Annotated in this window: 9 protein-coding genes; 3 read left to right on the forward strand and 6 right to left on the reverse strand. The window is 44.1% G+C overall.

Annotation, left to right across the window (positions count from 1 at the left end):
• The first annotated feature begins 103 nt into the window (after positions 1 to 103).
• Together secA and PSYC_RS01295 are read left to right on the forward strand one after the other, a co-directional pair.
• Positions 104 to 2,893, forward strand: coding sequence for a preprotein translocase subunit SecA (secA, locus tag PSYC_RS01290; protein ID WP_011279556.1), 2,790 nt, complete (start codon positions 104 to 106; stop codon positions 2,891 to 2,893).
• A 319-nt stretch (positions 2,894 to 3,212) separates the two neighbouring features.
• Entirely contained in the window at positions 3,213 to 3,728 is a 516-nt protein-coding gene (locus PSYC_RS01295; protein WP_227500342.1) for a hypothetical protein, read from the forward strand.
• A 98-nt stretch (positions 3,729 to 3,826) separates the two neighbouring features.
• Here PSYC_RS01295 and PSYC_RS01300 read toward each other — a convergent pair whose 3' ends face one another.
• The 5 genes from PSYC_RS01300 to PSYC_RS01320 form a co-directional block, all read right to left on the reverse strand.
• Positions 3,827 to 4,495 carry a YsnF/AvaK domain-containing protein gene (locus PSYC_RS01300; RefSeq protein WP_011279558.1) on the reverse strand — a complete coding sequence of 223 codons (669 nt, stop codon included), beginning with the start codon at positions 4,493 to 4,495 and terminating at the stop codon, positions 3,827 to 3,829.
• 307 nt (positions 4,496 to 4,802) lie between these two features.
• A complete protein-coding gene (locus PSYC_RS01305; protein WP_011279559.1) occupies positions 4,803 to 5,657 on the reverse strand; it encodes a DUF2382 domain-containing protein in 855 nt (284 codons plus the stop codon).
• A 533-nt stretch (positions 5,658 to 6,190) separates the two neighbouring features.
• The gene (locus tag PSYC_RS01310; RefSeq protein ID WP_011279560.1) at positions 6,191 to 7,372 is read right to left on the reverse strand and encodes a thiolase family protein; all 1,182 of its coding nucleotides are present in this window, start codon (positions 7,370 to 7,372) and stop codon (positions 6,191 to 6,193) included.
• Between the two features lie 58 nt (positions 7,373 to 7,430).
• Positions 7,431 to 8,777, reverse strand: a complete 1,347-nt coding sequence (locus PSYC_RS01315) for a homoserine dehydrogenase (protein ID WP_011279561.1) — start codon at positions 8,775 to 8,777, stop codon at positions 7,431 to 7,433.
• A 213-nt stretch (positions 8,778 to 8,990) separates the two neighbouring features.
• The gene (locus PSYC_RS01320) at positions 8,991 to 9,848 is read right to left on the reverse strand and encodes a DsbC family protein (RefSeq protein ID WP_011279562.1); all 858 of its coding nucleotides are present in this window, start codon (positions 9,846 to 9,848) and stop codon (positions 8,991 to 8,993) included.
• Positions 9,849 to 10,259: 411 nt separating this feature from the next.
• On the opposite strand from PSYC_RS01320, the gene PSYC_RS01325 reads away from it, so the two are divergent.
• The gene (locus PSYC_RS01325) at positions 10,260 to 11,183 is read left to right on the forward strand and encodes a DUF808 domain-containing protein (protein WP_011279563.1); all 924 of its coding nucleotides are present in this window, start codon (positions 10,260 to 10,262) and stop codon (positions 11,181 to 11,183) included.
• Between the two features lie 244 nt (positions 11,184 to 11,427).
• On the opposite strand, the gene PSYC_RS01330 is transcribed toward PSYC_RS01325, so the two are convergent.
• Positions 11,428 to 15,645: an Rne/Rng family ribonuclease gene (locus tag PSYC_RS01330; RefSeq protein WP_011279564.1), complete on the reverse strand. Its 4,218-nt coding sequence runs from the start codon at positions 15,643 to 15,645 to the stop codon at positions 11,428 to 11,430.
• Positions 15,646 to 15,977: the final 332 nt, after the last annotated feature.

Below are 15,977 nucleotides of genomic sequence, written 5' to 3' on the forward strand. Positions count from 1 at the left end.
CGATACTTCATTGTGTAGCACTGAGCCGGATGATGACAAGGCGGCGAGTAAAACGTTGGCTAATGCGCACTAATTATCGAATATTTCCATAGGTCAAAAAATTATGTTATCAAAGATTATAGGCAGTGTCGTTGGCACCAAAAATGAGCGTGAACTCAAACGCATGCACAAAGTCGTCAGCAAAATCAACGCATACGAGGCTACCATACAAGCCCTGTCTGATGAACAATTACAACAAAAAACTGAAGAATTTAAAGCAAGACATCAAAATGGCGAGAGTCTAGATGCCTTATTGCCAGAAGCGTTTGCGGTTTGCCGTGAAGCGTCGTTACGAGTGAATGGCATGCGTCACTATGACGTGCAGCTGATCGGTGGTATCACCTTGCACGAAGGCAAAATCGCTGAGATGAAGACCGGTGAGGGTAAAACCTTGATGGGTACTTTGGCGATGTACCTGAATGCCATCAGTGGCAAAGGCGTGCATTTGGTGACGGTCAACGATTATTTGGCGGCGCGTGATGCGGAATTAAACCGTCCCTTATTTGGCTTTTTGGGCATGAACGTTGGCGTGATTTACTCGCAGCAACCGCCACAAGAAAAAGTCGCTGCTTATCAAGCCGATATCACTTACGGTACCAATAACGAATACGGTTTTGATTATCTGCGCGATAACATGGTCTTTAGTTTAAGAGAGAAAAAACAGCGCCCATTAAACTTCTGTATTATCGATGAAATTGATTCGATTTTAATTGATGAAGCCCGTACGCCACTGATTATCTCCGGTCAAGCCGAAGATTCATCACGTATGTATGCGCTGATTAATACCATTATCCCCGTGCTTATCCGCTCAAAAGACGAAGAAGCCAATAAGAATAATGAAGAAGAAGATTTCTGGATTGATGAGAAGAATCGCCAAATTGAGATTAGCGAAAAAGGCTATGAGAAAATTGAACGCTTCTTAATCGAAGTCGGCGAGCTTGGCGAAAACGAAAGTCTTTATAGCCCAAGTCGTTTGCCATTACTTGCTCACGTGCAAGCCGCTATTCGTGCCCACCATGTCTTTGTCAAAAACATCCACTATATCGTCGATGATGGCGAAGTGGTCATCGTTGATGAAAATACCGGCCGTACCATGCCTGGTCGCCGCTGGTCAGAAGGTCTGCATCAAGCGGTAGAAGCCAAAGAAAACGTTGAGATTCAAGCCGAAAACCAAACGCTTGCAACCACCACATTCCAGAACTTTTTCCGTCTTTATGACAAGCTATCTGGTATGACGGGTACTGCTGATACCGAAGCGGCAGAATTTAAATCAACTTATGATTTAGACGTCATCGTGATTCCAACGCACGAGCCGATTGCTCGTATCGATATGGATGATCAGATTTTCTTAACCAAGTTAGGCAAATATAAAGGCATCATCCGCGAGATTCAAGAGATTCAAGCCAAAGGCGCGCCAGTATTGGTCGGTACGGCGACGATTGAAGCCAGTGAAGAGTTGTCTTATCTACTAGATCAAGAAGGCGTCAAGCATAACGTTCTAAACGCTAAGCAGCATGAGCGTGAAGCTGAAATTATCGCGCAGGCAGGTAGCCCAAAATCGGTCACGATTGCTACCAATATGGCAGGTCGTGGTACCGATATTATCCTTGGCGGTAACTGGCAGTCGTTTATCGAAGATATTGATTCGGTCAGTCCAGAAGAAATGCAGCGTCTAAAAGCCCAATGGCAAATCAAGCATGACCAAGTCGTTGCGGCTGGTGGTTTGCACATCATTGGTTCTGAGCGTCATGAATCACGCCGTATTGATAATCAGCTACGTGGTCGTGCGGGTCGTCAAGGTGACCCGGGGATGTCACGTTTCTTTTTATCGCTTGAAGATGACTTAATGCGTATCTTTGCCGGTGACCGCGTCGTGAATATGATGCGGGCGATGGGTCTAAAAGAAGACGAAGCCATTGAACATAAAATGGTCTCAAAGTCGATTGAAAACGCCCAAGGTAAAGTAGAAAGTCGCGATTTCGATGCGCGTAAGAACCTACTGAAATACGATGATGTGGCCAATGATCAACGTAAGGTTATCTATGGTCAGCGTGATGATTTGTTGGCTGAGATGGATTTATTACAAGCCATTAAGATCATGCATCAAGAAGTCTATAACGCCATGATTAACCAGTTTATTCCGCCAGGCTCTATCGATGACCAATGGAATGTCGATGGCTTAGAGGATGAGCTTGAGAACGAATTTAAGATTGCGATGCCGATTAATGATTGGCTTGATGAAGATCGCCGTTTGGATGAAGAAGGGTTACGTGCCAAACTTATCCAAACAGCCTTAGATCGTTATGATAATCGACGTGAGCAAATGGGCGAAAAAGAGGCTGCCCAGCTTGAACGTCATTTTATGCTGCAGAGTCTAGATAAGCATTGGAAAGAGCATTTAACCCAGATGGATCAGCTGCGTAAAGGTATTCATTTGCGTGGCTATGCACAGAAAAATCCTGAGCAAGAGTACAAACGCGAGTCATTTGAGCTGTTCCAGATGATGCTTGGCGCGATCAAGTCTGAAACGGTTCAAGACTTATCACGTGTGCATATCCCAACCAAAGAAGAGCTAGCGGCGTTGGAAGTTCAGCAACGTGAAAATGCAGCCCATATGCAGATGCAGTTTGAGCACAGTGATATCGATAATATGGATGGCGGTGTGGAACGAGCCGCAGTGCAAGGTCGTAATGTTGTCGCCGGTGCTGCGGGTGCTGGCGTAGCAGGTGCTATGGCAGGTAATGGCAATAATGATAATGAGCCAAACCCATACGCCGGTATGAACATCAGCCGTAACGCCCCATGCCCATGTGGTTCAGCACTCAAGTACAAACAGTGTCATGGCAAAATATAAACTTAGCTATAGTTGAAATACTTTAAAGTCGCTACAGTATTGCTGGTGTAAATTTTTTGCAGCCTCTGTCTGCGTAGGCACAGCAAGCAAGAAAAATTTACACCAGCAATACGTGTTGTATCGATATTATTTTTCACCGACTATAGCTAAAATTCCCTGATTAAGAAGTCCTTATCGAAATAGATAGGGACTTTTTTATGGGCTAAACAATTTATGACTGAATAAAATTATCATCTACATGTATTCATTACTTACAAATTCAACGTAGGCGCGCATTTGTGGACAGGCTATAGTGTTTAGTATAATTATTTGGGAGAGTATGATGAATGTAGCATTATTAAAACAGTGGCGTCACTCTTTGGTTGTTACTGCATTATTGGCAGGAGCCTTGTCTATAACAGCCTGTCAGCCAAAGCAAGAAACACAGCCAAGCCTAGAAGAGAGTATCAGTGAAGAGCAGGCGGTGCCTATGTCTGCTGAACCTGCCGAGCCAAGCGATGTGGCCGCTAGCGAAGTTGCAGATGATACCGTGGCTACGGTTAATACTGGCGTTAATCAAATAACGTATTTGTGCTCTCCTGAGCTGGCAGTTGAAGCCACTTATAAAGATACTGATAATCAAGTGGTGCTTGCGACTGCCAAAGGCACCCTCACGTTAACCAAAACCAATGATGCCAGCAATCCTGAAGTATTTGAGGGCGCAACTGCCATAGACGGTACGACAGGCTTTGTACAGTGGCGTGTCGCTCATCAGGATCGTAAAACGGGTGTGATGCGTACTGCTGGTACAGATACCACCAACGTCACTACTTATGAATGCAAAAAGACCCAATAATAGTAGCCATAACGTTTATAGATAATCAAAAATAAAAAAAGCAACGTTCGCGTTGCTTTTTTTACTTTTGATTTCCACAGAATTTGAAATTCGACAGCTTATCTTTTATGAGCAGTATTTTGCTCATGTGCCAAAAAACCTTCCTCAGTGACGTCGAGTTCCTCATGTTTGAGTTCGACTTTGATGCTGTCAGTATGTGTATGCGTGGTTTTTTCAATGGCTACTTCTTGGGTGACGTAAGTGTCCTTAGTAATGGTTGCGATTTGACGCGATAAAACAATTTCAATGGGCGCATCACCAATCTCAACTTGCGTGCCATTGATAGTAACGACGGCTTTACTATCTAATGATGGCTCCACGTGCCGCAATATGTCTTTATCATCATAGTTCCCTGATAATAGGTCCTGACTTTCAGTATCGTGATACTCGGTACGTACCGTTATATACTCTTCTACCAGCTCAATAGGCACTTGGATCGTTTTGGTACGAAAATGCTTGGTGACGGTTACTTTACCAACATCCAAGCGCTCTTTATTGACCACTGGGCGCTCTTCTAATAATTCTAGATAACCACCGTTACCGTGATTAGTATCGGTTAGATTGTCTGAAAGACTGCCTTGTTGATGGCCTACTATCGCTTGCTTCTGACTATGTTCAGGTGATGATAAGTCGGATGAGGTTACATCATCTTGTGTGCCGCTAGCGGTATTAGCGGTAAAATCAGGATAGCTGGTGTCAGGATAGCTATTTTCATTATTAGCACTCATGGTCATTTTCCTTATTATTGTATAGTCGGTGAAAAATAATATCGATACAACACGTACTACTGGTGCAAATTTTTCTTGCTTGCTGTGCCTACGCAGACAGAGGCTGCAAAAAATTTACACCAGCAATACGGTAGCGACTTTAAAGTATTTCAACTATATATAAAAAAAGACCAGAGACGAGCGCTGGTCTTATCTACTGAGCAAGTCACTCAGTGGCTAATGGCTGTCGTATAGTATTGATTTAAATAGTATATAACAAAATCATAAACACTATTCAGATTATAAAGCCATACGAATGCCTAGCCTATTACATACCACGAGCGCGGCGTACATCTTCAGCAGTGATATCATCACGGGTAAACAGATTGCCATTACGGTCAATTACATTGCCATCATTATCGACATCTAGCTCTTCACGTTGAATGGTCTCTACGATCGTTTCAGTATGACGCTCTGTCGTTTTGCCAACATTCACTTCTTCTGTGACATAGGTCTCTTTATTGACATGAGCACGTTCAGCTTCTAGCTCGACTTCGACTTCGATGGTCTGATTGTCATCAATATCACCGATACGGCGTTCAGTGGGACGATTGACATTAGTGCGTTCGATATTGGCATGCTCTTCTTCTAGGTCAACGTTGACATTGCGCTCTTCAGTAACCACGTGCTTACCGACTTTTACCAAACCTGCCACAATTCGATCTTTATTAACAGTCAGACGCTGCTCTAACAGCTCTAACGTATTTGGCGCATCGTAATTATGGTCAGCAATTTCCATACGCTCAGCTTCTGGAACACTATCTGCGATAAATGCCTGACGGTCTCTTTCATACTGTTCTTTATAGCTATACTGGTAATCATGGTCATAGACTTCCATCGCTTCTACCTGCGATTTGTTCAAGCTATCAAAGAATACGTCATCACCAACGATACGTGCCAAACCTGCGGGTACCAATACTTCCTTTGAGCTAAACCAGCCACCTGCATCGACGATTAAGTAACGAATACGACCGGTGGTGTCTTCTACCAGTGCGCCTTCGATTTTACCGATTTTTTCTTCATTGACGCCAAAGGCAGTCTTGCCAGTTGGGTCATAATAGTCGTCACCGATCAAATCATGATGAGTTGCTTGGATATCTCTTAAACGAATAAGTTGGCTCATTATTATTTTCCTTTTGTATGAATAAATTTCTTTTTATAAAATGGGTTGTTGATATTCTTATATGAACTGTTATTAGATGAACGGTTCAAGCAATATAGTCGGTGAAAAGTAATATCGATACAACACGTACTACTGGTGCAAATTTTTCTTGCTTGCTGTGCCTACGCAGACAGAGGCTGCAAAAAATTTACACCAGTAGTACTGTAGCGACTTTAAAGTATTTCAAGCATAGTATTTATTATAGCCAGTCTCTATCTCGATTTGCTCGACTTGTTATTATCCTAACAGGACGATTTGGCACGAGATATATGAGCAAAGTAGCAAAGTGTGCGCTTGACGTAATGATGTGTAATAGGCTGTAAAGGGCACAATCACTATACAACCTTAAGTTAAGGCTTTCTTACGCGAATACGTCCAAGCAGACTATTGGTAATATTTAGACATAAAAAAACCGCGTTGCTCACAGCAATGCGGTTTTAAAGTTATTAAAAATAAGCTAAAAATTTATAGCATACCGATCATTTTAAAATAGCTTAAGCCAGTTCGATTGCTACTGCTACCGCTTCACCGCCACCGATACATAGCGTAGCGACGCCCTTTTTGCCACCGGTACGTTTTAGAGAGTTAATCAGCGTCACTAAGATACGCGCACCTGAACAACCAACTGGGTGACCAAGAGCACAAGCACCGCCTTCGATGTTTACTTTAGCATGTTCGATGTTTAGCTCATCCATCGCTACCATCGTAACCATGGCAAATGCTTCGTTGATTTCCCATAAATCGACATCAGCCACTGACCAGCCCGCACTTGCCAATACTTTTTCAATCGCCCCAACAGGCGCGATGGTAAATTCGCTTGGGTGACGAGAGTTAGAGGCAGTCGCAATGATACGCGCTTGATAATCTAGCCCTTCTTCTTTGGCTTGTGACTCTTTCATCAACACAACCGCCGCTGCACCGTCTGAGATAGAGCTGGCGTTTGCCGCTGTGATGGTGCCGTCTTTTGCAAAGGCAGGACGCAAAGTAGGGATGCGCTCAGCATTGGCAAGGGCAGGCTGCTCATCGGTATCAACCGTTTGTTCACCTTTGCGAGTCTTAAACGTAACTGGCTCAATCTCATTTTTGAAATGATTGTCTTTAATAGCCGTAAGCGCACGACTTAGCGACTCAATAGCAAAATCATCCATTTGCTCGCGTGTATAGCCTTTTTCATCTGCCACTTCTTGAGCGAACATGCCCATCAGCTTACCAGTCTCAGCATCTTCTAGACCGTCTAAGAACATGTGATCTTTGACTTCTTTGTGCCCCATGCGGTAGCCGCCACGCGACCCTGGCATGATATAAGGCGCATTGGTCATTGATTCCATACCACCTGCAACAGCGACCTTGAAGCTACCAGCTTTGATACCGTCATGTGCTTGCATGACTGCTTTTAGACCTGAGCCGCATAGCTTATTGATGGTGACCGCACCAGTCGCATCAGATAGACCTGCTTTACGCATCGCTTGGCGGGCAGGACCTTGACCCAAACCTGCAGTCAAGATACAACCCATGATGACTTCATCAATGCTATCAACATTAACGCCTGAACGCTGAACAGCGGCTTTAATAGCCGCTGCGCCCAGCTCTGTAGCACTCATGTCTTTGAGTATGCCTTGGAAGCCGCCAATTGGGGTACGTGCGCCGTTTAAGATTACAATTGCATCATGTGACATCGTTATTTCCTTTTTTAGGTATTTTAATCCAAAGTATTTGACTGATTAAAGAATATCTCTACGCCAGCTCATCTAAGCGTATGCGTACCACTTTATCAGTAATGGTATCTAATTTCTCGATTTTTTCGATGGCAAGATTCATCTGACTCTCAACCACAGGCAGCGTTAAGATAATCACCGGCACTTGCCCAAGCTTATGCGCAGGTTTTTGTAAAATAGCATCGATATTGATACCGGCATCACTCAAGATACGGGTGATGTCTGCCAATACGCCAGGACTATCGTACGCATGTACCCGTAAATAGTATCCGGTAATCATCTGTTCAGCACGCAATATCGGCGTATCTGACAATTTTTCAGGGATAAAGGCTAAGTGCGGCACATGATGACCATTGCTGTTTTGTTGGTCAGCATCTTTGCATCCTAAAACACGCACTAAATCCATGACATCTGCCATCACTGCAGAAGCTGTCGCACCCGCACCCGCGCCATCACCACAATATAACGTCTGACCGAGAGGATGGGAGTTCACCAATACGGCATTTTTTACGCCATTAACGTTGGCAAGCAGGGCGTTTTGTGGAATCAGCGTTGGGTGTACACGCAGCTCAATACCGGCGCTGTCGTCACCGCTGCCATTGCCCGCACGGCGAACAGCGAAGCCTAAATGCTTGATGCGATAGCCAAGCTCTTCGGCGTAATTGACATCCTGCAAAGTAATACCGGTGATGCCTTCACAGTAGACTTTATCAAACTGTAGTGGAATACCAAAAGCAATAGAGGCAAGTAGCGCCAGTTTGTGCGCCGCATCGATACCTTCGACATCAAAGGTAGGATCTGCTTCAGCATAACCAAGTGCTTGCGCCTCGCTCAATACATCGGCAAATGGGCGACCTTTATCGCGCATCTCCGTCATAATAAAGTTGCCCGTACCATTAATAATGCCTGCTAGCCAATCAATTTTATTGGCGGCTAAGCCTTCACGCATGACTTTAATAATCGGAATACCACCTGCTACGGCTGCTTCATAGGCGACATGGACGTTATGCTGTTCAGCAAAGGCAAAAATCTCGTTGCCATGCTCAGCCAGTAGCGCTTTGTTGGCCGTTACGACATGCTTGCCGTTTTTGATGGCGTGCATAACAACGTCTTTGGCAAGGGTCGTACCGCCAATCAACTCGATGACAATATCGACATTGTCACTGGCAGCGGTTGCCATCAAATCGCTGTTTTGTATAATATTAGGATCGATATCATCACGCTGACGACGAATACCAACTTCGGTAATCACAATGTCGCGTCCGCTACGACGTTTTAGTTCATCTAAATTATCATTGATTAGATTGACCACACCCGTTCCGACGGTGCCTAAACCAAGTATCGCTAGTTTGATGGATTTGCTCACAGGATCCTCGAGAGATTAAATAGTGGGATAAAAAATGCTGCTATGAAAGGTCTTGAAACGACAAGAATCACTAACATAAATAAGCGCTTATAGAGAAACTATACGGCTAAGCTGCCTAACGCTTTATCCTATCATACCGATAAGGAGTTGTGACGTCTACACAATGTCGCCAAGGTCATAGATATCACAAATACTCAAAACATATAACCATTCTTAGTTAGCACCAACTGCTTCTGCTAATTGAGCCGCAGGTAGATAGCCACCCACTTGCTGTCCTGATTCAGTAAAGATAGCGGGCGTACCACGTACACCCAGTGCTATGCCTAGATCAATTTGCGCTTGGACGGGGCTATTACAGCTAGGGGCTTGTATATTGGCGCCCATTTTTGCTTGATCCATTGCCGCCTTGCGGTCTTCGCTACACCAGATGGCTTCCATCTTTGGAATACTGCCTTCACTACGTGGCCATGCCAAATAACGCACTTCAATGCCACGCGCATTGATGTCTTCCATCTCTTCATGGAGTTTGGCGCAATAAGGACAATCGGCATCGGTAAAGGCGTAAACCACAGCTTTAGTCGCGCCTTTGGCGGGATAGATGACCATATCTTTTTTATCGACGGCTTTTAGTGCATCTTGAGCCGTACGAGCGACCAAAGTACCGCTGATATCTACAGGGGCTTTTGCGCCAACAGCAATAATTTGACCTTGAATAATATGCTTGCCCGCCTTATCTGTAAAAAAAGCAGGCAGCCCTTCAGCGGTGACCCAATAAATATCATCCATATCGGTTGGCACGGCTGAGAGGATAGTCTCTTCAATACCAGAAGCTTTTAAATTGGCTTGCAACGACTTCACTACCTTAGCATCGCTGTCCTTGGATAGCGCAGCAGTACTGGTCTTGGCTTTGCTGCTATTGACAAGATCTGTATTGCTGGTCGCATCTGCAGCATTATTAGAGCAACCAGCCGCAACGATAACCAGTAAAGCAGCACTCATTACACGAGAGAGATGACTGCGAGAAAATGTATCACGGTTGAGCATGGTTTTAGAAAAAGGCGCTAAGAACATAGGATGTTTCCTTTAGGCGGTCATGCCGAATCAAGATTTTGGTAGCAAAAAGGTAATAAATATTTTGTGGAAGTTTGATCTAAAATGATAACGAGCTCAAGTAATAAGAGGTGATAAATTTAAATGGTTTTTGACAATTTATTGATAATAAATGATAAGTAATAATCGGTCCCATATTAGCATATTTTTATAAATAACCGCGAAAGGCTATATAACCGTCTTATTAAATACACAATTTGTAGCTATTCGTTAAGAAAACATAAATAAAATACATTTGTGCTATTTCATATCATTTTATGTCTAGGTAGGCTACTGCTTATCACTGTCTTTTATAACTGACCATATTTTATGACAGAGCCATCTGTTATTTGAAAATTACTTATTGAAGCAATGTTAGCTTAAGGAGCAACTATGGCAGGTGCCAGTTTATTAACCCTACTTGATGATATCAGTATGATATTGGATGACGTTTCAGTCATGACCAAAATTGCCGCCAAAAAAACAGCAGGGGTGTTGGGTGATGATTTAGCGCTTAACGCTGAGCAAGTCTCAGGCGTCAAAGCAAATCGTGAGCTTCCCGTAGTTTGGGCGGTTGCCAAAGGCTCATTTATTAATAAGCTTATTTTAGTCCCAGCGGCGATACTCATCAGTGCTATTTACCCACCATTAATTACGTTTTTATTAATGTGTGGTGGGTTGTTTTTGGTTTATGAAGGTGCTGAAAAAGTCATCCATCGCTTTTGGCCGCATGTTTTGCCGCATGATGAAGAGCAAGAAGCCCATCGAAAAGCCAATGCCGATGAAACGGTAGATTTGGTTGCGTTTGAAAAAGAAAAAATCAAAGGGGCCATACGTACTGATTTTATTTTATCGGCGGAAATCATTGTGATTGTGCTGGGCGCAACTGCTAGCGCAACTTTGCTTGAGCGCAGTTTGGTGCTGTCTATTTTAGCGATTAGTATTACCGTCGGGATTTATGGCTTGGTCGCCGGTATTGTCAAAATTGATGATGTTGGTTTGCATATGATGGAAAAAGAAGGTGCATTTATTCAAAAGGTTGGTAAGGTTTTATTGTCCGCAGCGCCCAAATTAATGAAGTTTCTGTCTATCGCTGGTACCTTGGCGATGTTCTTAGTCGGTGGTGGTATATTAGTGCATGGTATTAACTTTTTATACCATGGCGTTGAAGATATTGCCCATTTGACCGGTATCTTTGCAAGCTTTACTACTGCGCTGTTAAATGGCGTGATTGGTTTTATCATTGGGGCGGCAATCGTTGCAATCTTGACGGTTGTTAATAAAATGCGCAACAAGGATGAGTCTGCTGCTCATTAATAGTGTTGGTTATTAATCGACACTATTAAATATAGTTGAAATACTTTAAAGTCGCTACCGTATTGCTGGTGTAAATTTTTTGCAGCCTCTGTCTGCGTAGGCACAGCAAGCAAGAAAAATTTGCACCAGCAGTACCTGTTGTATCGATATTACTTTTCACCGACTATAAGACAGAAGACATAAAAAAGCCCCAGAGTTGCTGACAACTTTGGGGCTTTTGCTTTTTAGACAGGATGACTCACGATTAGCTTTCGTTATCTGAGTTATCTGACTCTACTTTTTCAGCTTGCGTCGGCTTTTTATGGTCAGCTTTTGGCTTACGGGCGCGAGCCTTTGGTACTTTAGGCGTTGTTAAGTTGAACATGCTTTTTTGTGGTAGTAATTGCTCGGCCACATTTTCGATCATGTTCTTATAACTGGCTATCGTCGTTTTTGACTTGGCTGCCTGACTGTCCTCTTTGGAAAAGGGTGCTACTATTGATTCATCAGCTTGCACTGTATCTACTTCAGCTGGTGTTTGCTCAGCATCTAATAACTGCTTACTTTGATCACTGACAGCATCTGTTTGAGCTTGATTGGCCAGAGCATCGGCTTCTACTTTATTCGCATCAATATCAATACCAGTTTGAACGGGCTCGTTATTTGCCGGGTCAACAACAGTCAATACAGCCGATTCTTTATAGTCAGGATGCTGACCACGTGGATCGTTACTGGCACGTTTGCTGATAGCGCGTGGTTCTACTGATGTTTTACCTTGGGCAGCTGCAAACTGACTGACGGCTTGCGTCATTGACTCAAAGCGTGCAAGGTAATCCGCTGCTAAAGGTTGATAGCCGTAGTTACTAAACTCAAAGCCGCTATGAGCAACTGGTTTAGTGGCAACTTGCTTGTCAGCGGTATCCTTAACTTTAGCCTGCTCTTGATGCATGGCTATAGCAGCATTAAAGCAGCTGATGACACCGTCTGTCGCTAAGCGATTTTCTGCCTCTGCTAATGTTGCACGGATAAACTCGCCAACCGTACCACGAATAGTCGGTGCGCTCACAGTAACTTGCACATCTTGCTCATTTGCGTGAGACGCTTCAGCAACTGATGATTGCGCCTGCTGACGACGTACTAAGCGTGGGTCGTTACTCGCTTGACCAAACTTATTTGCTGTAATGTAGCGTTTGGCAAATAAAGCATCATGGGTAAGCTCAAGCCCTGCCTGACTGCTACTATTCTCAGCAGCAACTTCGTTAGAATCCACGACAACGTTTTCTTCGGCAGTACTTGCAGCAACACTAGCTTCCTGAGTGGTTTCGGTTGGCGCTACCTTTTCTACTTGTACCGCTATCACTTCTTGAATCGGTGCAGTACTCTCCGCTTCATTGCCCGTGCTGCTTTTTGTAGTAGCTTGCTTATCTACAGCAGGTTTGTGACTACTACCTTTGTCATTGTCTTTCGAAGTAGTAGGTTGGTCAGCTTTGTCATGATTAGTGCTTTTTTCTACCTGATCGACCTGAGTAGTATTGACTTGTGCAGAGATTTTTTCAGCAGTGTCAGCTTGTACGCTACTTTGTTGCGTTTTATCAGATGCATCGCTGCTAGTATCGACAGTTTGAGCAGTTTGAGCAGTTTGAGCAGTTTGAGCAGTTTGCTGCGCTGGTTTGTTATCGCCTGACTTTTGCTTATCCGCATGCTGTTGAGTGTTATTCTCTGGACGCTCTTTTTCGGCAGCGGCATGACTTTCAATTGCTGCTTGCTTGTGAGTCGCTTGGCGTGCTGCAGACTTACTATCATCTAATGACAAGTGTACAACTTCTGGTGATTTGAGCTTACTGGCAGCTTCATTCACCTGTAATACCACTTCGTTAGGGTCTTGGTTGCGGCGCGCATTAGATTGGTTTTTGCTACCGTTAGCATCTTTAGATGCTTGCTGACTATTTTGCTTAGAGTCAGCTGCTGTTAATGTTTCACCGCGCTCAAGCTTGCCACGTGATCCACGTTGGCTGTTCGATTTGCGCTTAGTGCGAGTTTGCTCTTCTGCTACGTTATCAGAGCTGTCAGAACGATTGCTGTCGCTGGCACTGGTTGCATTAGCAGTGGTTATATTAGCGTTGTTTTCATTGGTATTGCGATTGCTGTCTTGACGGTTGTTGCGATTGCGATCGCTATGACGTCTATTGTCCTGCTGACGCTTATCTTGATTGTCAGCTTTGTCGTCAGTGCCAGTTGCGCTGCTGTTAGTCGTATTGCTAACAGTGCTATTTTCAGTTTCATCTGCCTGCTCTTTTCTTTGGCGCGGCTTAGATGGTCTTGATTTACGAGGCTTACGTCTTCTTCTCTCTTCAGCATCGCTGTTATCGTCAGTACTATTCTCAGCAGAACGTGTTTGTTGACGATTCTGCTCATTACCACTTTGCTGGTTAGTTGATTGCGGTGGTGCTGAAGCGTTTTGGCTGTTATCAGTATTCACTAAAGCTGTGTTATCTACTTGCCCAAATGAGCCAAGACTTTGCGCACCAGTATTTACCAGCGCTTCGATAGCTTCAGCAGCGTCACGGCTACTGACACTTGATGTGGTTTGAGCTTGCGGTGCTTGCGCAAATAAATTAGACAACCAAGCGACGGCTTGCGGCTGAGCAGCAACAATAGCAGTAGGTTGAGGCGCTACTGGTGCTGATGAGGTTACAATATTTTGAGAGCTCTGAGGGTTTGGAACGCTTGGAGTCTCTTTAGTCTGTGGCGCACGCGCTGATGTCACATTGCTGTTATTATTACTGCGATGTTCATTGCTATGGCTGGTGCTTTGCTGCTGCTGCGTAGGCGCACTTTGCTGCGTGTTAGTACGCACCTGTGCTTGACTGCCATTATTGTTATCAGAACCTTGACGAGGCTGGCGAGTTGGCTGCTGCTCAGGTCGCTCTTTTTCAGCTGTTTGCCAATCAACGTTATAACCAAGCTCGCTATGTTCTTGCAGCTGAGTGTCGGTAATACGCTCATAGCTTGATGGTGCAAAGCCATCACGGTTAAAGTGAAGTTTGAAGTTTGGTGATTCTAGATGCGCATGCGGTAAAATGGTGATACGCGTACCACTGTCTTGTTCAAGGTAGACCAAGCTGTCGCGTTTCTCATTCAACAAGAACGCTGCGATATCAGTCGGTACTTCTGCTTGTACTTCACCTTGACGCTCTTTTAGCGCAATTTGTTCAATCTGACGCATAATTGATAACGATAATGAACGCAGGTCACGAATCATGCCATTGCCATGACAGCGTGGGCAAATATAGCCGGTTGACTCTTCTAGCGATGGACGTAGGCGCTGACGGCTCATTTCCATCAAACCAAACTTAGAAATGTCACCAAATTGCACGCGGGCACGGTCATATTTGGTGGCATCAATCAGACGTTTTTCAACTTCTTTTTGATGCTTGTTGTCATTCATATCAATAAAATCAATGACAATTAAACCGCCCATATCACGCAGGCGTAATTGACGGGCAATCTCATCGGCTGCTTCTAGGTTGGTATGGTAAGCGGTTTCAGCAACGTCTGAACCTTTAGTTGATTTGGCGGAGTTGATATCGATAGATACCAAGGCTTCAGTTTGATCGATAACGATTGAGCCACCTGATGGTAGACGCACTTCGCGCTGATAAGCCGTTTCAATCTGCTTTTCGATATTAAAGCGCGAAAACATCGGCTCATAATCGGTATATTTACGCAGTTTTTCAGCCTGTTTTGGCATAACGGCATCGATAAAGCCCGCTGCTTCAATATAAGCGTTTTCGTTATCAATCCAAATCTCAGCGATATCGTCACGTAAATAGTCACGGACAGCACGCGTAACAACGCCTGCTTCTTGATGAACTAAGCGCGGTGATGGGTATTTTTGGTTTTGTTCTTGGATGGCTTGCCAGATGTTTAGCAAATGATTTAAATCGTGCTGCAAGTCTTCCTGCGTTTTACCGATACCAGCAGTACGAATGATAACACTCATGCCTTTTGGTAAATCTAAGCTGCCAAGCATGCGCTTCATATCTTCGCGCAGTTTACCTGAGATTTGACGAGAGATGCCGCCACCGCGAGGATTATTTGGCATTAATACCAGATAACGTCCTGCTAATGACACATAAGTTGAAAGCGCAGCGCCTTTATTGCCGCGTTCCTCTTTTTCAACCTGGACGATGAGCTCGTCACCTTCTTTGATCAGTTTTTTGATGTTTTCATCACGTGGATTGCCACTCAAATATTCGGCAGAAATTTCACGAATCGGCAAAAAACCTTGGCGCTGTGAGCCATATTCGACAAATACCGCTTCAAGCGATGGCTCGACACGGGTCACATGACCTTTATAGATGTTGGATTTTTTTTGTTCGCGGGTACGGTTTTCAAGATCGAAATCGTACAGATGATTGCCGTTACAAAGGGCAACACGAATCTCTTCGTTTTGAGTGGCGTTGATTAAAATGCGTTTCATAATAGTATCCTATGAGTACGCACAACAACAACGAGACAGGCTTTAGGGCAAAGTGGCAAGCGCTGCTAATAACAAAATTAGCGTGAGCAGATATAAATTAACGAGAGAACATAAAGCATGGCGTTACTAAAGCGCAGAAACGCTTTTCAAAAGCTTTACTATAAACCAGTGGCAATAACGTCAATATAGAAGGCATAGAGTGTAAGGCTATTGCATATCTATATTTTAATATAAGCAGGCTTGTTATAGCGATTAATGCATCAGCAGGTTAGTGAACGTTTATTATCAGTATTTTGAACCATGTTGATGGTCAGCGCACTTTGTAATAGCGG

Source organism: Psychrobacter arcticus 273-4 (assembly GCF_000012305.1).
GTDB classification, from domain to species: domain Bacteria; phylum Pseudomonadota; class Gammaproteobacteria; order Pseudomonadales; family Moraxellaceae; genus Psychrobacter; species Psychrobacter arcticus.